Source organism: Arhodomonas sp. AD133, assembly GCF_051195215.1.
GTDB lineage: Bacteria > Pseudomonadota > Gammaproteobacteria > Nitrococcales > Nitrococcaceae > Arhodomonas.
The window spans coordinates 51,545-71,253 of the sequence record NZ_JBNAZM010000024.1 but is presented as its reverse complement, the minus strand read 5'-3'; the positions used below and the strand labels follow the sequence as shown (position 1 = coordinate 71,253).

18 protein-coding genes are annotated in these 19,709 nt (G+C 66.6%); 11 read left to right on the top strand and 7 right to left on the bottom strand.

Annotation, left to right across the window (positions count from 1 at the left end):
• Nucleotides 1–127 precede the first annotated feature (127 nt).
• A complete protein-coding gene (locus ACPEES_RS14085) occupies nucleotides 128–766 on the bottom strand; it encodes an NAD(P)-dependent oxidoreductase (RefSeq protein WP_435104151.1) in 639 nt (212 codons plus the stop codon).
• 143 nt (nucleotides 767–909) lie between these two features.
• On the opposite strand from ACPEES_RS14085, the gene ACPEES_RS14080 reads away from it, so the two are divergent.
• The gene (locus ACPEES_RS14080) at nucleotides 910–1,812 is read left to right on the top strand and encodes a LysR family transcriptional regulator (protein WP_435104150.1); all 903 of its coding nucleotides are present in this window, start codon (nucleotides 910–912) and stop codon (nucleotides 1,810–1,812) included.
• Nucleotides 1,813–1,936: 124 nt separating this feature from the next.
• Entirely contained in the window at nucleotides 1,937–2,173 is a 237-nt protein-coding gene (locus ACPEES_RS14075; RefSeq protein WP_435104149.1) for a hypothetical protein, read from the top strand.
• Nucleotides 2,174–2,273: 100 nt separating this feature from the next.
• Here ACPEES_RS14075 and ACPEES_RS14070 read toward each other — a convergent pair whose 3' ends face one another.
• Nucleotides 2,274–2,693, bottom strand: coding sequence for a hypothetical protein (locus tag ACPEES_RS14070; protein WP_435104148.1), 420 nt, complete (start codon nucleotides 2,691–2,693; stop codon nucleotides 2,274–2,276).
• Between the two features lie 144 nt (nucleotides 2,694–2,837).
• Entirely contained in the window at nucleotides 2,838–3,797 is a 960-nt protein-coding gene (locus ACPEES_RS14065) for an SH3 domain-containing protein (protein WP_435104147.1), read from the bottom strand.
• 347 nt (nucleotides 3,798–4,144) lie between these two features.
• Here ACPEES_RS14065 and ACPEES_RS14060 point away from each other — a divergent pair, with 347 nt between their 5' ends.
• Nucleotides 4,145–4,606, top strand: coding sequence for a ProQ/FINO family protein (locus ACPEES_RS14060; protein ID WP_435104146.1), 462 nt, complete (start codon nucleotides 4,145–4,147; stop codon nucleotides 4,604–4,606).
• A 511-nt stretch (nucleotides 4,607–5,117) separates the two neighbouring features.
• Nucleotides 5,118–5,342 (top strand): hypothetical protein, encoded by a 225-nt coding sequence (locus tag ACPEES_RS14055; protein ID WP_435104145.1) that lies wholly within the window; start codon nucleotides 5,118–5,120, stop codon nucleotides 5,340–5,342.
• A gap of 18 nt (nucleotides 5,343–5,360) precedes the next feature.
• On the opposite strand, the gene ACPEES_RS14050 is transcribed toward ACPEES_RS14055, so the two are convergent.
• Nucleotides 5,361–5,690, bottom strand: coding sequence for a hypothetical protein (locus ACPEES_RS14050; RefSeq protein WP_435104144.1), 330 nt, complete (start codon nucleotides 5,688–5,690; stop codon nucleotides 5,361–5,363).
• A gap of 117 nt (nucleotides 5,691–5,807) precedes the next feature.
• On the opposite strand from ACPEES_RS14050, the gene ACPEES_RS14045 reads away from it, so the two are divergent.
• From ACPEES_RS14045 to ACPEES_RS14030, 4 genes are all read left to right on the top strand, one after another.
• The gene (locus ACPEES_RS14045) at nucleotides 5,808–7,619 is read left to right on the top strand and encodes an assimilatory sulfite reductase (NADPH) flavoprotein subunit (RefSeq protein WP_435104143.1); all 1,812 of its coding nucleotides are present in this window, start codon (nucleotides 5,808–5,810) and stop codon (nucleotides 7,617–7,619) included.
• Nucleotides 7,620–7,627: 8 nt separating this feature from the next.
• Nucleotides 7,628–9,334, top strand: a complete 1,707-nt coding sequence (cysI, locus tag ACPEES_RS14040) for an assimilatory sulfite reductase (NADPH) hemoprotein subunit (protein ID WP_435104142.1) — start codon at nucleotides 7,628–7,630, stop codon at nucleotides 9,332–9,334.
• A 208-nt stretch (nucleotides 9,335–9,542) separates the two neighbouring features.
• Nucleotides 9,543–11,333 carry an SLC13 family permease gene (locus ACPEES_RS14035; protein ID WP_435104141.1) on the top strand — a complete coding sequence of 597 codons (1,791 nt, stop codon included), beginning with the start codon at nucleotides 9,543–9,545 and terminating at the stop codon, nucleotides 11,331–11,333.
• 86 nt (nucleotides 11,334–11,419) lie between these two features.
• Nucleotides 11,420–12,346, top strand: a complete 927-nt coding sequence (locus ACPEES_RS14030; RefSeq protein WP_435104140.1) for a DMT family transporter — start codon at nucleotides 11,420–11,422, stop codon at nucleotides 12,344–12,346.
• A 6-nt stretch (nucleotides 12,347–12,352) separates the two neighbouring features.
• Here ACPEES_RS14030 and ACPEES_RS14025 read toward each other — a convergent pair whose 3' ends face one another.
• Complete coding sequence (locus tag ACPEES_RS14025; protein WP_435104138.1) at nucleotides 12,353–12,967, bottom strand: SagB/ThcOx family dehydrogenase; 615 nt, start codon at nucleotides 12,965–12,967, stop codon at nucleotides 12,353–12,355.
• 19 nt (nucleotides 12,968–12,986) lie between these two features.
• Nucleotides 12,987–13,886, bottom strand: a complete 900-nt coding sequence (locus ACPEES_RS14020; protein ID WP_435104137.1) for a LysR substrate-binding domain-containing protein — start codon at nucleotides 13,884–13,886, stop codon at nucleotides 12,987–12,989.
• 162 nt (nucleotides 13,887–14,048) lie between these two features.
• Between ACPEES_RS14020 and ACPEES_RS14015 the strand changes: the two genes are divergently transcribed.
• Nucleotides 14,049–14,363: a DUF1127 domain-containing protein gene (locus ACPEES_RS14015; RefSeq protein ID WP_435104136.1), complete on the top strand. Its 315-nt coding sequence runs from the start codon at nucleotides 14,049–14,051 to the stop codon at nucleotides 14,361–14,363.
• A 12-nt stretch (nucleotides 14,364–14,375) separates the two neighbouring features.
• On the opposite strand, the gene ACPEES_RS14010 is transcribed toward ACPEES_RS14015, so the two are convergent.
• Nucleotides 14,376–14,957, bottom strand: a complete 582-nt coding sequence (locus ACPEES_RS14010) for a GNAT family N-acetyltransferase (protein WP_435104135.1) — start codon at nucleotides 14,955–14,957, stop codon at nucleotides 14,376–14,378.
• A gap of 226 nt (nucleotides 14,958–15,183) precedes the next feature.
• On the opposite strand from ACPEES_RS14010, the gene fusA reads away from it, so the two are divergent.
• Together fusA and ACPEES_RS14000 are read left to right on the top strand one after the other, a co-directional pair.
• The gene (fusA, locus tag ACPEES_RS14005) at nucleotides 15,184–17,229 is read left to right on the top strand and encodes an elongation factor G (RefSeq protein WP_435104134.1); all 2,046 of its coding nucleotides are present in this window, start codon (nucleotides 15,184–15,186) and stop codon (nucleotides 17,227–17,229) included.
• Nucleotides 17,230–17,465: 236 nt separating this feature from the next.
• A complete protein-coding gene (locus ACPEES_RS14000; RefSeq protein WP_435104133.1) occupies nucleotides 17,466–19,697 on the top strand; it encodes a putative bifunctional diguanylate cyclase/phosphodiesterase in 2,232 nt (743 codons plus the stop codon).
• The last annotated feature ends 12 nt before the right edge of the window (nucleotides 19,698–19,709 follow it).

The following is a 19,709-nucleotide window of genomic DNA, read 5'->3' as shown; positions in this document are numbered from 1 at the left end:
GAGGAACTACTGGAGGCCACCCACGGAGGCGTCTACGCGTATGCCGATGCCGCCGTCCAATGATTCATTAGGAAAAATCGCCGGCACTGTCGGAAAAAGGTTGACACATTCCGTCCGGCCGACTCGATCAGTACCCCACGGTGAATCGCCGCTTGGGATAAGCGGGCCGTTCGACCTCGTCGAGCATGGCCACCGCATAGTCCGCCACGGAGATCGAGCTACGACCGGCGTCGTCGACGATCAGTCGATCGTCGGCGAGTCGGAACTCGCCGGTGCGCTCACCCGGGAATATCTCCGCTGACGGGCTGAGCATGGTCCAGTTCAGCGTGGGCTCTTCGCGGAGCAGCCGCAGCGCCGTGCGCGCGCCCTCTGCCGTGGCCTTGTACATCTCGGGGAAAGCCGGGGTGTCCAGCAACTCCACACCATCGTCCGTCTGCAGGCTGCCAGCGCCGCCGACGACCAGCAGGCGCGGGACGTCCGCGTGCTTGGCGGCGGCGATAATCGACTGAATGCCCTGCACGTAGTGGTCGTAGACATCGTCCTGGGCGTGGCCACTGAAAGCGCTGATCACGGCGTCATGATCTCGCAGGGAAGACGCGAGCGCCGCCTGGTCGAGAACATTCACCGCAACAGGGCTGACCCCCACTCTGTCTGAAACCTTGTCGGGGTGGCGCACGAGAGCGGTCACCTCGTGTCCCCGGGACTGCGCCTCGTCGAGCAGCCCCGATCCAATGAACCCGCTTGCGCCGATGATGGCGATCTTCATGGCAATGCCTCCGTTGTCCCTGTGTGATGGCCCGCTTCGGGATGAAGCGTGCCCGGGTGTGGAGCATTCTGACGATGTGCATTGATTGCATATACGGGCAAACTGATAATTCATTGTTGTCGTTTTCTAAACAATAGATCGCCATGCCGTCCCTGGAACACATCGACCTCAACAGTCTTCGAATTTTCGCCGCCGTCGCCGAGGCTGGCGGGTTCACGGCGGCCGCCGAGCGGCTCGGCATGGCGAAAGCCAAGGTGAGCATCCACGTTCGCCGTCTCGAGAAGACTCTGGGCGCGGCCCTGTTCACCCGCACGACCCGACGGGTAACACTCACGGATGCGGGGCGACTGCTCTATCGCGAGAGCCGGCCGCACCTGCAAGGCATCGAGGAGACGGTGAACCGCCTCCAACCCGCCGATGGTGAGCTCTCCGGCACACTGCGCCTCAGTGCGACGGTGGACCATGCCGAGCAGGTGCTGGCAGCCGCCGTCGCCGAATTCTCGGCACTGCACCCACGGCTGAACATCGAGCTCCGCACCAGCGACCGCATCACCGATCCGGTACACGAAGGCATCGACATCGCCATCCGCCTGGGCTGGCTGCGGGACTCCTCGCTGCGCGCGGTAAAGCTCGGCGAGGTCGAGCAACAAATTTTCGCCGCTCCCGCGTACCTGGAGCGCTCGGGCTGGCCCGCGCACCCCGACGAGCTTGCCGGGCACGACTGGATCGCACTGACCCTCCTGCCATCGCCGCTGACCTGGTGGTTCACGAATGCCGAGGGCATGCAACGGCGCGTTCAGACGAGCGCCCGCCTTCGGGTGGACTCCGCCGTGGCGCTTCGCGCGCTCCTGCGGGAGGGAGCCGGATTGTCGGCGCTGGACGAATTCAGCGCTCGCGCGGACGTGCAAGCCGGTCGCCTGGTGCGGGTGCTGAGCGACTGGACGTTACCCCGCGCCGGCATCTATGCGGTCTACCCGCCCGGGCGACATTTGCCCGCCAAGGTGCGCGCATTCGTCGACTTCTATCGTCAACGATTGCGGCGTTGAAGGCACCGCTTCGGGCAACCGCATGACATTACCGTCAGGTTTGACTTACATCATGGTCACGATGCCGGTCTTCGCCTTGACTGGACCCCATACACCGCAGGCGCAGACCAAGAGGGCGCAAAACATGACGGCAAAATCACATTCGTTCTGGGATTATGTCGAATGCCCGTTGTGCATGATCTCGAAGGTGATACCATGCGAGAGTCCGCATACCGATCTCGACTGCCGCTGCCAGCATCCCGGCGCCCCCGAGGCGATTCGCCGTCCGGCGACCGGATTCGAAGTTCTGCAAGCGGCCGGTTCCCGGACACTGATCGAGGCGACACCGTCCCGTGACGAAGGGCTTCGCCACGCGGCCTGACCGATGGCCGCTATTCTCCCGGGAATTCGTCGACGAAACGGGCGGCAGAGAAAAAGGCGGGCGTGAATGCGCCGCGCCCCGAACGGGACGCGGCGCGCAATCAGTGAACGGTGGCCTGACGCTCGCGGGTTTCCTTCAACACGCTGACCACGTCCTGCTCCCAGCTCTTGGCAAGCTGCGACTGGGCAACGATCGCCGAGACTTCGTCTTCGCTCACCGGCGAGCCGCCCTCGTCTTCGACGCTGACCTGGATGCGGTGTTCGTCACGCAGCTCGTAGGCGCGTTCGCCGCTGTCGGCATCCCCCACGCGCAGGGTAATCTCATCGCTATCCACCACGGCCCGCCAGTTCACCTGGGCCATCCACCCCTGGGCATTCGAATAGATCGACACGCCGGCGAGCTCGTGGCGCTCGTCACGCCGGCCGTCGAGCACGTGCACGGTGCTTGTCATGTGCTCAAAGGGCGCATCCTCGAGCATGCGAACCAACTGCTGCTTTTGAATGCGATGGTCGTGGGTCATCAACTTCACCTGGCTGCGGTGGGACTCCGTTACTCCATGATATGCGTTTCGTACCCGGCTAACACAAGTCTGGGAGACTTACGGTCGGCATAACGCGCGGCCGCCGGGCTCGCGGGAAGCCGGCGGCGGCCGCACGAGAAAGGCTCACCGGCGCTGGAGATAGTCCGAATGTGCCCAGCCGTGCTCGCCGCTGGCACGTACCTCCACCTGCCACCAGGAACCGCGGCGCTCGCCCGTGGGCACCACCGTCGTGCCCTGGTTGAGGGTGGTGATCACGGGGGCCGAGCTACGCGGCCCGGAGCGCAGGTTGAGATTGGCGGCCGTACGATAGACGCCCTTCTTCTCGCGCTCGTCCGTCGAGCGAATCGCGCCCATCTGCCCGACCAGGTTGTTGTGGGCGTCGACGAATGCGGCAATGACGATCTTGCCGATTTCGGTGTCCTGATAGCTGCCGCCGCCTCCGGCGACGCCACCCACCCAACCAAAACCGGCGAAGTCCACGTCGGTCTTCTTGGCGGTACCCGTCGCCGCCGCCTCCTGAACCCCCGTGCGGACGTTGGTGAGCAACATCGTGGTTTGCGCTTCCAGGTTCTCGGTGCGTACGCCGCCGGCCACGGCTCCGAGCACTCCGGGCAGGACGGCGCCCAGGCCGCCGAACCCGCCGCCGGAGTCCGGATCCTTGAAGGCGACGTTGGGCGTGATGATGAAATCGGCCGCCGCCATCTGGCCCTTGCCCATGTTGCTGCCGGACTGCAGCTCGCCGCTCTGCGCCAGCGATCGCTCACGCTTGAGCGCCTTCGACGCCGCACCCCGGTCGACGACCCGGAAACACCCGCTTTGCGACATCATCACCCGGAGCAGCGGCAGCGGGCTCTCCAGACCGGCCTGCCGGAGCCCGTTGTAGTTGCCTTCGTAGAGCGCCGCCGTGCCGATCGGCTGGTCACAACGCTGCAGCTCGCTGTTGGCGTTCTTCGCGCCAGCGGCACCGCCGGAACCGGTCACCGTGGACGAGGCGCCCCCGAGAACGGGATTGGTGTTGCAGCCCGCCACCGCCAGTGACATCGCCGCCGCCACGGCGAGCTTCGTTAGCTGTCGTCCCCTCATGGTCATCCCCCTGTTGGTAGAGTTGGCGGTACCAGTCCGGTCACAAGCGCCAACACCGCTCGACGCGAGTTTCCGGCCCGCGGGCTTGCCCACGGACACACGCCGAGGCGCGACGATCATCGATCGGACTGGTAATCACCCCTAAAAAGGCAATCCGTAACCGCAAGCCGGCGGATTGCTTCCCTGCGAAGTCTACGCGTCCACTTATTACTCGTAGCTTACCGAATCACCACCGCAGCCGGCGACACTTCCTGTACGGGGTATGCGTCACCGGCCGCTTGCAGTATCCTCCGACGTTAACGAGGGAAGAATCCAACCGGCCAGACGAGCTCGGGCACGACGATCGCATGTCCAATACACCCAATCAGAAACGCCGCCGCGCTGAACGTGCGCGTGATTTTCTCGAACTGTTGATCGACCGCTACCCACAGGCACTGTTCCGCGAGCGCGACAAAGTCCGGCCGCTGGCCATCGGGATTCAGCAGAGCCTGCGCAAGGATCTCGACAGCGACGAGACGCTGAAGGAAACGCCGAACTGGCTGGTCAAACAAGCGCTGGCGCGTTATACCCATGCACCGGCGTATCTGGAGGCGATCATCGCCGGCCGCCAGCGCATCGCGCTTGACGGTAGCGACGCCGGGGAAGTCACCGACGAGGCCGTCGAGCACGCCCGTCAGCGTCGTGAAGAGCAGAAGCAACGGGCCGCCGAGCGCCGTCGGCAGCGCCGCCCCAAGCGCCGTCGCCCGTCAGCGGAGGCGATGCGCGAGCAAAAGCTCCAGAAGCTCGCGGAGAAGTTCAATAATCGCTGACATGCCGGCGGCCACCACCGGGTCGGGACTTGAAAGCCATGTCCGCCGGCCCTATACGTGGGGCGCCAGGAGCAGGGATAATAATTACTAATCCGATCATAGGTCATGCCACATGTCAGCGAGGCTGTCGGGCGTTCTCGCAAGGCGCGAGGCGCGTGGTGTAGCAATCGCTACATGAGCGACGAGCAACGCCGCGAGAGCGCCCGACAGCCTCGCCCGAAGGGAGCGCTTGTGCGATTCGGCTGCGGCGTTGCGCTCACTCGACGTGAGCCTTGCCACGCCTTCGCTCGCGCGCCTGGCAGCCGAATCGCACAAGCGCTCTGACACGTGGCATTACCTATGATCGGATTAGTAAAGTACCGGCCACAACGCAGGCCGGTTCCATCGGAACGCTGGAAAGCGATTAATCCGCAGACCGCGCGCGGCGGTACCATCGCCGGTGCGCCATGTGATCCTGAGCAATACCTGATGCCAGTGACGATCCACCACGCCGGGGGTAAACGACTGACCCATGAGCGCATCTAACCCCTCGTCCCGAATCGAACGGGATTTCGACCTCGCCAGCATGAACCTCGAAGAGCTGGAAACGCTTCAACGCCAGGTCGACTCCGAGCTCGAAGCACGCTCTTTCGAGGACAACCTGCGTCGCGAAGTGGAATCGCATATGCGCAAACAGGAGTGGGCGCGCCGAACCGAGCAGGGAAGCAACTCACGATCGGGCCGGAGACGCCTGTGAACGCCTGAGCGGCGGCAATCAAGCCGCCTGCCCGAGAAAGTAGGGCACCCAGGCCAGAAGAACGAGCACGAGTCCCGCGCCGCCGATCCGCAGACACCGTGTCAGGCGCTGGCGCTCGTGACTGTCGGCATCGACACGGAAGACTGCGGTCATCACCAGGTCGAACCCCTGCACCGCCACGACGATGGGCACCAGGGCCGGCACGATCACCGTATGAATCAACGCCGGGAGCGTTGCTGCCGTGGGCGGCGACACCGCGAACGGCCGAAGCACCACCAGCACAACGACCGCCGACAGCAGCGCGATGCGTAGGGGCCCGAGGGATCGTAACCGGTCTGTGATCGTCATCTGCGCGCCTCTAAAGCACAAGGTCGAATAAACAAATAAGAATTTATACTTTTTCAGCCTAAAAAGCCCAACGCTATCCTGCCCATTGCTCGCCAACGGGACAGAGAGGATGGCTTCATGGCTCAGGGTCCCCTGCTTGAGACCAACAGCCCGCTGAGCGCCGAGCAGGCGCAGCAGCTCAATCAGTTACTCACGACGCTGCGCGGCGACCAGATGACCTGGCTGAGTGGCTATCTCGCCGGGATATCGGCCAACGGCATGGCCGCCAACGTCGCTGAGCCGGCACCGGCACCCGCGACCAGCCCCCTGCCCGAGATCACTGTGCTCTACGGCAGCCAGACGGGCAATGCCGAGGGCGTCGCCGAGCTCGCGGTCGAACGCGCGGAAGCCCGCGGCTTCGCCGTGCGCCTGGTGGACATGGCCGATTTCGGCAAGAAGGATTTCAAGAGCGCGACCAACCTGATGGTCGTGGTCAGCACCCACGGCGAAGGCGACCCGCCGGATCCCGCCGAAGGCCTCCACGAGCTCGTGCACGCCCGCAAGGCGCCGAAGCTCGGCGAGACCCGGTACGCCGTCCTGTCGCTGGGTGACTCCAGCTACGAGAACTTCTGCCAGACCGGCCGCGATTTCGACGCGCGCCTGGAGGCCATGGGCGGCGAACGCATCCACGATCGCGTCGACTGCGACGTCGACTATGATGACGATGCTTCCGCCTGGGTGGACGCGGTGCTCGACCGCTTCGCGGAACTGGCCGGCGCGAGCGCCCCGGCTTCGAGCAACGTCATCCCGCTCGCCGACGGACGCAGCGAAAGCGCGAGCTGGAGCAAGAAGAATCCGTTCCAGGCCGAGATCCTGGATAACATCGTCCTGAACGGCCGCGGCTCCAACAAGGAAACCCGTCATATCGAGCTCTCGCTGGAGGGCTCGGGCATCACCTTCGAGCCGGGTGACTCGCTCGGCATCGTGGCCGAGAACGACCCGGCAGTGGCCGACGAGATCATCGCGGCCCTGGGTGCCGACCCGGAGGCTGACGTCGGTGAGGGACGCACGCTGCGTCAGGCACTGATCAGCGACTACGAGATCACCACCCTCGCCCGGCCGTTTCTGGAGCGCTGGGCGGAGCTCTCCGGCGCCGACGAGCTCAAGCGTCTGCTCGGCGAGGAGGCCCGCGCGGAGCTGCGCGAATGGCTCGACGGTCGCCACGTCATCGACGTGATCACCGAGTTCCCGGCCGAAAGCGTGAGCGCGACGGACTTCGTCGGCGCGCTGCGCAAGCTGCCGCCGCGCCTGTACTCCATCGCCTCCAGCCAGGAGGCGGACGAGGACGAGGTTCATCTCACCGTCGGCGTGGTGCGCTACGAAAGCCACGGCCGCGAGCGCGAGGGCGTCGCCTCCACCTATCTCGCCGACCGCCTGGAGCCGGGTCAGACCGTCGGCGTCTACGTCGACCGCAACAAGAATTTCAAGCTGCCCTCGGATCCGTCGACACCGGTGATCATGGTGGGACCGGGCACCGGTGTGGCCCCCTTCCGCGCCTTCCTGGCCGAGCGCGCGGAAACCGGCGCCGATGGCAGGAACTGGCTGTTCTTCGGCGAACGCCACTTCCAATCGGACTTCCTCTACCAGACGGATTTCCTCGCCTGGCGCGAACAGGGCGTGCTCGACCGGATCGATGTCGCCTTCTCCCGCGATCAGGCGGAAAAGGTCTACGTGCAGGACCGGCTGCGGGAAAACGCCGCGGAGATCTATACCTGGCTCGAGAGTGGCGCACACTTCTACGTCTGCGGTGACGCCGACAACATGGCTGCCGACGTGCACCAGGCGCTCGTCGATATCGTCCGCGAGCAGGGCGGGCTCGACGAGGAAGGCGCCAACGAGTACGTGCGCGCCCTGCAGAAAGACAAGCGCTATCAGCGAGACGTTTACTGAGACTGCGAATGAACGACATCAGCCGACCGCTCGACGAGCTCAGCCACAACGAGACCCTCAAGGTCGACAGCGACTACCTGCGCGGAACGCTTGCCGAGGAAATCGCCGACCCGGTCACCGGCGGTGTAACCGAGGACAGCCTGCAGCTGACCAAATTCCACGGCATGTACCTGCAGGACGACCGCGAGCTGCGCAGCGAGCGCCGCCGCCAGAAGCTCGAGCCGCTGTACTCGTTCATGGTGCGCGTACGCCTGCCCGGCGGCGTGGTGACCCCGCAGCAGTGGCTGAAGATGGACGAGCTGGGGCGGGAGTACGCCAATGGCACGCTGCGGCTGACCACGCGGCAGACGTTCCAGTTCCACGGCGTGTTCAAGCGCAACATCAAGCAGCACATCCAGGGGATCGACGCCGTCGCGCTGGACACCATCGCCGCCTGTGGCGACGTCAACCGCAACGTCATCTCCACCGCCAACCCGCGACGCTCCGCGGTGCATCGGCGCACTTTCGAGCTCGCCCACGAGATCAGCGCGCGGCTGCTGCCACGCACCCGCGCCTATCACGAGATCTTCCTGGAGGAGGAGCGTGTCGCCGGCGGACCCGAGGAAGAGGTCGAGCCGCTCTACGGCAAGCAGTACCTGCCGCGCAAGTTCAAGATCGCACTGGCGGTGCCGCCGGAAAACGACGTGGACGTATTCGCCCACGACATCGGCTTCATCGCCATCGTCGAGGGCGGGGAGCTCGCCGGCTACAACGTCACCATCGGCGGCGGCATGGGCATGACCCACGGCGAGCCCGAGACCTACCCGCGCCTCGGCGAGGTCATCGGGTTCTGCACGCCGGATCAGGTGGTCGACGTCGCCGAGAAAATCATGCTCGTCCAGCGCGATCACGGTGACCGCGCCAACCGCAAGCACGCGCGGCTGAAGTACACCGTCGACGACCACGGTGCCGACTGGTTCCGCGGTCAGGTGGAGGAGCGCCTCGGCTACGAGCTCGGGGCCGCGCGCGACTATCACTTCGACAGCAACACCGACCGCCTCGGCTGGTACCAGGGCGACGACGGCGACTGGCACTACGGCCTGTTCGTGCAGAACGGCCGTGTCGCGGACTTCGACGACCAGCGCCGCATCATGAGCGGATTGCGCGCCATCGCCGAGGCTCACCAGGGCGATATCGCGATCACCACGAACCAGAACGTGGTCATTGCGGGCGTCCCCGAGAGTGAGCGCGAGCGCATTCAGAGGATCATCGACGAGTACGGCCTCGTGCGTGACGCCTCGCGGCTGCGCGCCGCGTCCATGGCCTGCGTGGCGTTTCCGACCTGCGGGCTGGCGATGGCCGAAAGCGAGCGCTATCTGCCCACGTTCATCGACAAGCTCGAGGCGATCATGGCGGACGCGGGCCTGTCGGATGACGCCATCGTCGTACGCATGACCGGTTGCCCCAACGGCTGCGCCCGGCCCTTCCTCGGTGAGATCGGCTTCGTCGGCAAGGCGTTGGGCAAGTACAACCTGTACCTGGGTGGCAACGCCACCGGCTCGCGGCTCAACAAGCTCCACCGCGAGAACATCGACGAGGCCACCATCCTCGAAGAGCTCACGCCGCTGATCCAGCGCTATGCCGCCGAACGCGAGGCCGGGGAAGGGTTCGGCGACTTCGTGGTCCGAACGGGCGTCGTGCCCGAGGTCACTGCCGGGCGCAATTTCCACGACTGACCCCCGCCGGCGGGCCGGCACGCTGCCGGCCCGCCGGTAACCGCACTGTCCACGCGCCGACCCACGGCTCGCCAAGTCGGGCAGCGCACCACTGGCGGCCCGCTCCGCATTCCGTAGAATGACGCGCGTTGTGCAGTCGTCGGTGCCGTCGCGCCCGCCAGGGGCGACGGGTACCGGATAGCCGCCCCAATGCCGCAGGGAGCGAACCTTGACCTGGGAAGCCTGGCTCACAGTCGCCGTCGTCGCCGGGATCCTCTACGGCCTCATCCGCAACGTGGCCTCGCCCGCCGCCCTACTCTTCGGCGGGCTGGCCGTGCTCATGACCGCCGCGAGCGTCACCGGCACGGACTCGCTGATCACGCCGCAGCAGGCTTTCGCCGGGTTCAGCAACACCGGACTCATCACGGTGGGGTTTCTGTTCGTCGTGGTCGCGGGCATGGTCCACACCGGCGCGCTGCCGCTGATCACCGAACCGCTGCTCGGGCGGCCACGGCGGCTCATCACCGCCCAGACCCGCATGCTCTTTCCCGTGGCCGGGCTGTCGGCATTTCTCAACAACACGCCCGTCGTGGCCATGTTCCTGCCGGTGGTGGACGATCTCGCCAAACGCACCCAGTTGCCGGCGTCGCGGCTTTTCATGCCGCTGTCCTATGCCTCGATCTTCGGCGGCATGTGCACGCTCATCGGCACCAGCACCAACCTGGTGATCGACGGCATGGTGCAATCCGCCGGCGCCGCCCCCGGCATCGCCATGTTCGATCTCGCCTGGGTGGGGCTGCCGGCTGCGATACTGGGGCTCACCTACATTCTTCTGGCGAGTTCCTGGCTGCTGCCGGACCACCGCCCGACGCTCAACATCGACCAGGACCCGCGCCGTTACACCGCCGAGGTGATTGTCGAGCCCGGCGGCCCGATGGTGGGGCGAAGCATCGAGCAGGCGGGTCTGCGTCACCTGCCCGGGCTGTTCCTCGCGGAAATCGAGCGCGACGGTCAGGTACTGCCCGCCGTCGCCCCCAGTGAGCGCCTGCAGGGCGGCGACCGCCTGGTATTCGCCGGTGTCGTGGAGTCCGTCGTGGACCTGCACCGCATGCGCGGCCTGCAGCCGGCCACCGACCAGGTGCACAAACTCCAGGGACGGCGGGATCAGCGCTGCCTCGTGGAAGCGGTGGTCTCCAACGAATGTCCGCTGGTGGGCCGCAGCATTCGCGAAGGGCGATTCCGAAGCGAGTACAACGCCGCGGTGGTCGCCGTCGCCCGCGGCGGCCGGCGTCTGACCGGCAAGATCGGCGATATCGTCCTGCAGGCCGGCGACACGCTGCTGCTGGAGACCCATCCCAGCTTCCTGGATCGCCAGCGCAACGCCCGGGACTTCTTCCTGGTCAGCCGGGTGGAGAATTCCACGCCGCGACGCCACGAGCGCGCCGGTATCGCGCTCGCGATTCTCGCCGCCATGGTGGCGGCGGCCACCTCCGGCGTGCTGTCCATGCTGAACGCCGCCCTGCTCGCCGCTGGCGCCATGGTGGCCACCGGCTGTGCCACCAGCAACGAGGCACGGCGCAGCATCGACTGGTCCGTGCTGCTGGTCATCGGCGCCGCCCTGGGGGTGGGTCAGGCCATGGCCAACAGCGGCGCGGCCAGCACGCTGGCCCATGGCATGGTGACCCTCGCCGACGGCCACCCGTGGCTGGTGCTGCTGGCCGTGTTCGCGGTGACGTCGCTGTTCACCGAGCTCATCACCAACAACGCCGCCGCCGTGCTGGTCTTCCCCGTCGCCTTGTCGGCTTCGGACAGCCTCGGCGTGAACCCCATGCCGTTCATCATCACGCTCATGATCGCGGCGTCGGCGAGCTTCTCCTCGCCGCTGGGCTACCAGACCAACCTGATGGTCTACGGCCCAGGCGGTTATCGATTCGTCGACTACCTGCGCTTCGGCCTGCCGCTGAATTTCCTGACCATGGCGGTGACGGTGACGCTGGCTCCGCTCGTGTGGCCGTTCTGAACAGGCCGCCTCGCGCGGACGCGGACGGCGATCGCGACCGCCGCAGGCAAGCGGTACACTGACGTTTCATCCACCGCGGGGGCATCATGGCGCGAGCCGACACCACGGGCACCTGGCGCGTCGCCATGCCCACCCTATTCGTGCTGCTGTGGAGCACCGGCTTCATCGGCGCACGCCTCGGGCTGCCTCACGCCGAACCCTTCACCTTCCTGGCGCTGCGCATGCTCATCGCCAGCGGTCTGCTGCTCGCGGTTGCCCTTGCCACCCGCGCACCATGGCCGGGCTCGGCCACCCAGGCAGCGCACGTGGCCATCGCCGGGCTGATGGTGCACGGCGGCTATCTGGGAGGCGTTTTCTGGGCCATCGATCATGGCCTGGCCGCCGGGGTCACCGCCATCATCGTCTCCCTGCAACCTTTGCTCACCGCCGCTCTCGCCGGTGTGGTGCTGGGTGAACGGGTGGTGGCACGACAGTGGCTCGGGCTGATGCTCGGCTTCGCCGGCGTCGCGCTGGTGGTTTCCAGCCGCATCGACGGCGGCACGGCAGCGCCGATCAACCTCGGCGGTGCCGTGATCGCCCTGCTCGCGATCACCTTCGGGACTCTCTATCAGAAGCGCTTCTCGCCGGGCACGGACCTGCGCACCGGGGGCACCATTCAGTACGTGACCACGGGCGCAGTACTCTATACCCTCGCCCTCGCCTTCGAGACCCGTAGCATCGAGTGGACCGGGGAGTTCGTCTTTGCCCTGGGCTGGCTGGTGCTCGTGCTCTCGGTGGGCGCCATCGGGCTGCTCTTCGCGCTCATCCGCCACGGCGCCGCCGCCAAGGTGGCGAGCCTGTTCTATCTGGCGCCACCGTTTACGGCGGTATTCGGCTATCTGCTCTTCGGCGAGACTCTCGCCCCCCGGGCCCTGGTGGGGCTCGCCGTGGTGATGGTGGGCGTGGCAATCGTCAACACGGCGCCGCGCACCGATTCGGTGCCGAAACGGGACGTGGACGCCGCCGACCGGTGAGCGCGCTCACACCTCGCCGAGACACAGCATCGCCACCGGCTCCAGGGGCTCGTCGAGGCGCAGCGCGGTCGCCACTGCCGAATCGTCGAAACCGCCCACGAGCACCATCCCGAGCCCGAGGGCCGTCGCCTGCAGATGGACGTTCTCGGCGAATGCGCCTGCCTCCATGTACACGTAGCGATCACCGCGAACGCCCACCGGCGGCTGGCTGTGGAAACGGGCCCGCGCTCCGGCGAGGTCGGCGACGATCACGATGACCGCGGCGGCCGTCTCCACCCAGGGTTGCTCACCGAGGGCGGCCTCACCGAGCTCGACACGCACGTCCGCGGTGGCGCACGGCTCCAGCGCATGCTGCCCCGGCCGGTATTCGTACACCCCCTGCGGCAGGTTCGCCACGGCACCGGCGGCGACGTAGCCCTGCAACGGATAGTGGCCGCCCGCGGATGGTGCCGCTCGCGCGCCATCGGCGCCGGTGACCCCGCCGGCGGCCCAGAGCAGCACGGCGAGCGCCTCGCGGCTTATCGGCGTGGCGGTGAACTCACGATGGCTGCGCCGCGCCCGAAGCGCCTGCTCGACGGTCACGACCCCCTCCGCCGACATGGGCGGCAACACGATACTCATCCCTGTCATCCTCCATGATTCACGTCTTTGCGCGGAATGCCTCCACGACGTGTCCCGCGAGCGCCTCCGCCGCCGGCCCGCGCGCGGCGCCGCGCACCAGCACCACGTGGTAATCGCCGAGCGACGGCAAGCCGGTGTCCTCACCGAGGCGCCGCAACGGCGGGCGAACCAGACTGAGCGGAAACGGTGCCACGGCGAGATCCGCCAGCATCGCCGCCTCCTGTCCGGCACAGTGCTCACTGCTGTAGGCGACGCGATAGCGTCGTTCCAAGCGATCCAGCGCCGCCAGCGCGGCCGTGCGCCAGGAACAACCATGATTCGCCAGGGCGAGCGGCAACGGATCCCGTTCCGCGGCCACCCCGCCCTCGCGGCCCGCCCAGACCAGCGGTTCGGCATGCACGATATCGCCGCGCTGGTCATCCAGGCCGTCATTGCCGGCGGTCATCAGCGCCAGGTCGAGCTCCCCGGCGTCGAGTAGCCGGATCGCCTCGGTGCTTCGACCGACCACGACGTCCACCTGCACGGCCGGGTGGGTCCGGGCGAACTGCGACAGCACGCCGGGCAGAATCCGGGTACCCACGTCGTCCGGCGTGCCGAACCGTACCGTGCCTTCTATGGCCGGAGCGAGGAACTGCGTCACTGCCTCTTCATTGAGCTTGAGCAGCCGCCGGGCGTAGCTCAGCAGGGACTCGCCCTCCGGCGTCAGGCGCACGTGACGCGCCTCGCGCACGAACACGCTGCGTCCGAGTGTCTCCTCGAGACGCTTGATCTGCATGCTCACCGCCGACGGCGTGCGAAACACCTGCCGTGCCGCGCGGGTAAAGCTGCCGCTCTCGGCGATGGCGACGAACGTTCGCAGGACATCGGTCTCCAGCAGCGGCAGCGAGCCCGTGGCGCCATTCTCGTTCAGGGCTTGCATGGTTTCACCGGTTCATCGTTCAACAATGTTGAACGCTTAGTATAGTTTTATTCGTTTGATTGAACCAGTGTTCCGCGCGATGCTCCTTTCCAAGGTCGCGACCTCTCCGAACAAACCAGCTCACACCGCCGGCGACGGCGGCCTAAGTGAAGGAGTGTCGTCATGTCGAATCGGGAACGAATCCGCGGCGTCAACGAAGCCGTCCACCCCGCGCTGCAACGGCCGCTGCGCAATACTTATCTGCCGGCCATGGCACCGGTGGAATGGCTGGAAGCGTTGCGTGCCCGACTCGGGCAATGGCTGCGGACGTGGCGGCGGCGGCAGCAGTTCCGGCGCTTGCTCGCCCTGGAGGACCATTTGCTCGCCGATCTCGGCTACACCCGCGCGGAGCTGAGGTGGGGCACCCGCCTGCCGATGCACGTGGATGCAGCCCGGGCCGTCATGGCCCGCCGGCGGGCACAGCGTCGGGGCTCGTGATGCGTCCGTCGCTCAGTGGTGTGCCTCCCACGAGCGCGGGGAGGCACACCACTGTTCACGGGCGAGCCGATAGACACAGTGCGCGCGCAGCGGACTGTCCGCCGGCAGCCGCGGATGGGCGAACCCCTCGGCATCCGCCACCATTCCGAGCCGTTCCATGACCGCGCGGGAACGGCGGTTGCCGACGGCAGTAAACGAGATGATCTCCGCCAACCCGAGATCCTCGAAGCCCACCCGCAACGCCCCACGAGCCGCCTCGCTGGCATAGCCCCGCCCCCAGTGCGCGAACGCGAGGCGCCAGCCGACCTCCACACACGGCGCCACAGGCAGCTCCGGTTCGGGTTCGTTGAGACCGACGAAGCCAATGAACTCACCCGTCGCCCGCAACTCCACGGCCCACAAGCCCCAACCGCGTTCAGCGATAAGGGACCGGCAGCGCCCGGCCATGGCGTCGCTGTCGGCGCGATCCAGGACCGCGGGAAAGTACTCCATGACCCGGGGGTCGGCGTTCAGCGCCGCGAAGGGCTCGAAGTCATCCTCGCGCCACTGGCGCAGATACAGCCGTTCAGTGCGGAATTCCATCGGCTGGGGCATGGCCGGACTCCCTGGCAACGCGGAATGGCACAACAGCATAGAACGGGAGCGATGTGGCGACCAGAAGAAACACTGAACCACGCCCGTTGCCTCCGCGCCTCGTCTGCGAATGCGCTGATCGACCGGAAGCACGTGCGAAGCGTCCAGCGTTTCCTAAACTGACAGCGCGGACGTGCGGCCGGGATCGCCGCGCGTACCACCGCCAAGGTGAACCGAGGTGCGCGCCATGTCGTCGTATACCACCGCTGCGCTGTGCAACGTTGCCCTGCTCGGGCATGCCGGCGCCGGCAAGACCACGCTCGCCGAAGCCCTGCTCCATCACGGCGGCGTCACCGCCGCCGGCTCGGGAGCGGACAACGGCTCCACCGTCTACGACCACGACCCGCTGGAGAAAGCCCACGGCCACTCGCTGGACATCGCACTCGGCCACTTCGACTACCGTGGCCGCCACGTCAACCTGATCGACACCCCCGGGTATCCGGATTTCCTGGGGCGGGCTTTTTGCGCCCTGCCGGCCGTGGAAACGGCAGCGGTGGTGATCAATGCCCAGACCGGCATCGAACCGATGGCCCAGCGCGCCATGGACATGGCCACCCGCCGGCAGTTGTGCCGGATGGTTATCGTCAACCGCATCGACGCCGCCGATGACCTGCCGGGAGTGCTCGCGCAGCTACAGGAAGCCTTCGGCGCCGAATGTCTGCCGGTGAACCTGCCGGCGGACGCGGGCACCCGGGTCGCCGACTGTTTCTTCGAGCCCGCCGGCGAGGCCGACTTCCTGGGCGTGGAAGCCGCGCACACCGCCCTGGTGGATCAGGTCGTGGAGGTGGACGAAGCGCTCATGGCGCTGTACCTGGAGCAGGGCGAGATCACGCCCGAGCAGCTCCACGAGCCGTTCGAACAGGCCCTTCGCGAGGGCCACCTGATACCGGTGTGCTTTGTCTCGGCGCGCACGGGCGCTGGCGTCGCGGAACTCCTGGAAGTGTTCGCGCGGTTAATGCCCACGCCGACCGAGGGCAATCCGCCACCCTTTCTGCGTGGTGACGGCAACGGTAACGACGAGGAACTGCACCCCTACCCGGATTCCACGGCCCCCGTACTCGCCCACGTCTTCAAGACGTTCATCGATCCTTTCGTCGGCAAGGTCGGGCTGTTGCGGGTCGCCCAGGGAACGCTCGGCCGGGACCAGTCGCTGCTCATTGGCGACGCGCGCAAACCCGTGAAACTCGCCAAACTCTACAAGGCCCAGGGCAAACACCTCGCCGAGGTGGACACCCTGGTCGCCGGCGACCTGGGGGCGGTCAGCAAATTGGAGGCGCTCCACCACGATGCCGTACTCCACGACTCTCACGATGACGACCTCATCCACATGCCCCCCTTCGAGCTGCCCCCGCCCACCTATGGGCTGGCCATCGAGCCGGAACGGCGCAGTGACGAGAAGAAACTCTCCGAGGCACTGAACAAGTTGGCCGCCGAGGACCCGTTCTTTCACGTCGACCGTGACGCTGCCACCAACGAGACCGTCATCCGTGGCTACGGCGAGCTGCACCTGCGCACCATGATCGAGCGCATGCACGAGCGCTACCACGTGGACGTGCACACGCACACGCCCAAGGTGGCCTATCGCGAGACCATTACGCGGCCGGCGGAGGGTCACTGCCGACACAAGAAGCAGACGGGCGGCGCCGGCCAGTTCGGCGAGGTATTCCTCCGCGTCGAGCCGCTTGCGCGGGGCGTCGGCTTCGAGTTCGCCAGCGAGGTCGTCGGTGGCGCCATTCCCACCTCGCTCATTCCCGCCGTGGAGAAGGGCGTTCGCGAGGCCATGGCCGCCGGCGCGATTTCCGGCCATCCCATGCAGGATGTCCGCGTGGTCGTCCACGACGGCAAGCACCATTCCGTGGACTCCAAGGAGATCGCATTCGTGATCGCCGGACGCAAAGCGTTCCTGGATGCCGCTCGCAAAGCCGGGCCTATCGTGCTGGAGCCATACGCGCGCGTGGAAGTCACCGCCCCGGAGCCGAGTATGGGCGGGGTTACCAGCGATCTCTCGGCACGTCGCGGACGCATCATCGATACCCGCAACCTGCCCGATGGCATCGTGACACTGAGCGCCGAAGCGCCGCTGAGCGAGCTGGGAGACTACGAGTCCACGCTGAAATCACTCACCAGCGGCCAGGGCCGATACGCCGTCGAGGGAGCCGACTACGAGCCGGCGCCCCCCGGCGAGCAGGAGCGTATCGTCTCGGAATTCAAGGAACGCGCTCACAGCGCCTGACACACCCGGCTGCCCCTGGGGGACACCGCGGCGGTTCGACCGCACGCGGCAACGCTGTCGCGCGCCGGCCGTGGCCACGAAGAACATGACCTTCCGTCGTTGCGACGATGAAACTCACACCAATATGGGGATTGGTTCTCAAAACACGGATTTAACGTACTATTCTGTTGGAGGAGCCGGCGAGCGTCTCCCGTAAGCCAGACCAGCCGATCCCATCCCAAACCACGGGGGCATGCGTGCGCAACTGGCGACTACGTCCTTCAACGGCCGGCGCCGTGATCGCCACCGTCTACCTGCTCCTGGGAAGCGGCCTACTGTTCGTCACCACGCGCTCAGCCACACCGGACAGCGTCCTGGCGTTCACCGGCGGCTACCTCCTGGTGACCGCGCCACTGACGGCAGCGCTCGGATACGTCCTGGCCACCGCAACCGGCCGTCGACAACGCGCCGCCTCGCCGACCGTTCACCCGGACGACGCCGTTGTCACGTTCACCGCCGACGACTGGCGCATCGACGACGCCAACGAGCCGGCACAGCGGCTGCTCGGCTACTCCGGAGAAACACTCCGTGGCCAACCATTGCGCACACTCGTCGAACCCGGGGGGTCACGCTGGTACGACGCATTCGAAGACGCGCTCACCCGGGGGGCACTGAGCTGTTGCCTTGCCATACGTCGCGAGACCGGCGAGCACACGTGGGTCGCACTGGGCAGTGACGCCCCCGCTGTGGACGGCCCGTCGCAGCGGCGCCACCTGGTCTTCCGCAAGACCAAAGCCGGCTTCGAGCGCCGAATCACCCGCACCGTGCTTCAGAACGTTTCCGACGGCGTGATCCTGCTGGACCACGACTGGCACCTGATCTGGGGGAACCACAACTTCGAGCGCATCACCCAGTACCCGGTCAGCGATGTCCAGGGCCAGCTGCCGCCGTTTGCCCAGGCGATGCGCAACAACCCGGCCCTGGCCGCCGAAATCACGCAAGCGCTCGATCATTCGGGAATCTGGTACGGACGGGTCGACTCCCACCGGCGCAACGGCGAGCGCTATCCGCTGATCGGTAATATCACGCGCCTGAGCGACGCCGGCGGCAACACCCGCTATCTCTGCTGCTTCGCCGACGTCTCGAGGCTCGATGCCTACGCCGAGCAGATCCACCAGCTCGCCAGCTCCGATGCCCTCACCCGGCTGCCGAACCGTGACTACTTCGCCGGCGAGCTCGAACAGCGCCTCGGCCACATGAACGCCGATACCGATCGCTGCGCCGTGGTGATGCTCAACCTCAACGATTTCCGCCGCATCAACGAATCGTTCAGTCATGCGCTGGGCGACGAAGTGCTGGCACAGGTCGCAAGCCGGCTGCGTAGCAACCTCCCGGACGGAACACTGATCGCCCGCCACACCGGCGACAGCTTCCTGGTGCTGCTCGACGCGCCCACGGATGCCACCGACGCCGCGCTGGTCGCTGAAGAGCTGAAAGCGATGCTCGCCTCGCCTTTCCGGGTCATCGACACCCGCGTGACGGTCACCACCAGCATCGGCATCAGCCTCTTTCCCACCTGCGGCGCGACCGCCGACGAGCTCCTGCGCAGCGCCGAGGCCGCCGTCGGCGACGCCCGGCGCCACGGCCGGAACAACTACCGCTTCTACACCGAAGCCCTGGGCCACGAGGCGCGCCAGTTCATCGAAATCTCCTCCGACCTGCGCCAGGCCCTGAACACCGGCCAGCTGCGCAATTTCTACCAGCCCATCGTCAAAGCGGACGACTTCGGCGTGAGCGCGCTGGAAGCTCTGGTGCGCTGGCGTCACCCGTCACGCGTCATGGGCCCCGACGAATTTCTCCCCGTGGCCGAGGAAAGCGGCTTGATGGGCGCAATCGCCGAGACCGTGCTCGACAACGCCTGCCGGGACATCAAGCGATGGTTCTGTGACGAGCTCAGCGAGGCCAGGATCGCGATCAACTTCTCCGCCCAGCAGTTCGCGGACCCGCAACTCGCCGAAAGGACACTCGAGCTGCTGGAGCGTCACGGTGTGCCTCCGGCGCGGCTCGCCACGGAGATCACCGAGAGCACGCTGATGCAGAATCACGCCACCGCCGGGGCCACCATCGCAGTGCTGCGCGAAGCGGGCATGCGCATCTACATCGACGATTTCGGCACCGGATATTCGTCCCTGAGTTACCTTCGCGACCTCCGCGTCGACGGACTCAAGCTCGATCAATCGTTCGTACAGGGGCTGCCCAAACGCAAGGCCGACGACGCCATCACCCGCAGCATCATCGCCATGGCGCGGGCGCTTTCCCTGGTCACGATCGCCGAAGGCGTCGAAACCGCGGCCCAGGCCAGCCACCTGCGTGCGCTCGGTTGCGACTTCATGCAGGGCTACTACTTCCACCGCCCGGCACCGCCGAGTGCCATTCATGCGCACTACCGCCGCCACGACGACCGCCACCAGCCCCGGCTGTCCCAGTGAGCATCGGCGGGG

Coding starts and splice junctions, on each gene's coding strand:
- fusA (WP_435104134.1), top strand. CDS start 15,184: ATGTCGTCGTATACCACCGCTGCGCTGTGCAACGTTGCCCTGCTCGGG.
- ACPEES_RS14030 (WP_435104140.1), top strand. CDS start 11,420: ATGGCGCGAGCCGACACCACGGGCACCTGGCGCGTCGCCATGCCCACC.
- ACPEES_RS14020 (WP_435104137.1), bottom strand. CDS start 13,886: ATGCAAGCCCTGAACGAGAATGGCGCCACGGGCTCGCTGCCGCTGCTG.
- ACPEES_RS14070 (WP_435104148.1), bottom strand. CDS start 2,693: ATGACCCACGACCATCGCATTCAAAAGCAGCAGTTGGTTCGCATGCTC.
- ACPEES_RS14080 (WP_435104150.1), top strand. CDS start 910: ATGCCGTCCCTGGAACACATCGACCTCAACAGTCTTCGAATTTTCGCC.
- cysI (WP_435104142.1), top strand. CDS start 7,628: ATGAACGACATCAGCCGACCGCTCGACGAGCTCAGCCACAACGAGACC.
- ACPEES_RS14025 (WP_435104138.1), bottom strand. CDS start 12,967: ATGAGTATCGTGTTGCCGCCCATGTCGGCGGAGGGGGTCGTGACCGTC.
- ACPEES_RS14015 (WP_435104136.1), top strand. CDS start 14,049: ATGTCGAATCGGGAACGAATCCGCGGCGTCAACGAAGCCGTCCACCCC.
- ACPEES_RS14045 (WP_435104143.1), top strand. CDS start 5,808: ATGGCTCAGGGTCCCCTGCTTGAGACCAACAGCCCGCTGAGCGCCGAG.
- ACPEES_RS14075 (WP_435104149.1), top strand. CDS start 1,937: ATGACGGCAAAATCACATTCGTTCTGGGATTATGTCGAATGCCCGTTG.
- ACPEES_RS14060 (WP_435104146.1), top strand. CDS start 4,145: ATGTCCAATACACCCAATCAGAAACGCCGCCGCGCTGAACGTGCGCGT.
- ACPEES_RS14065 (WP_435104147.1), bottom strand. CDS start 3,797: ATGAGGGGACGACAGCTAACGAAGCTCGCCGTGGCGGCGGCGATGTCA.
- ACPEES_RS14055 (WP_435104145.1), top strand. CDS start 5,118: ATGAGCGCATCTAACCCCTCGTCCCGAATCGAACGGGATTTCGACCTC.
- ACPEES_RS14010 (WP_435104135.1), bottom strand. CDS start 14,957: ATGCCCCAGCCGATGGAATTCCGCACTGAACGGCTGTATCTGCGCCAG.
- ACPEES_RS14050 (WP_435104144.1), bottom strand. CDS start 5,690: ATGACGATCACAGACCGGTTACGATCCCTCGGGCCCCTACGCATCGCG.
- ACPEES_RS14085 (WP_435104151.1), bottom strand. CDS start 766: ATGAAGATCGCCATCATCGGCGCAAGCGGGTTCATTGGATCGGGGCTG.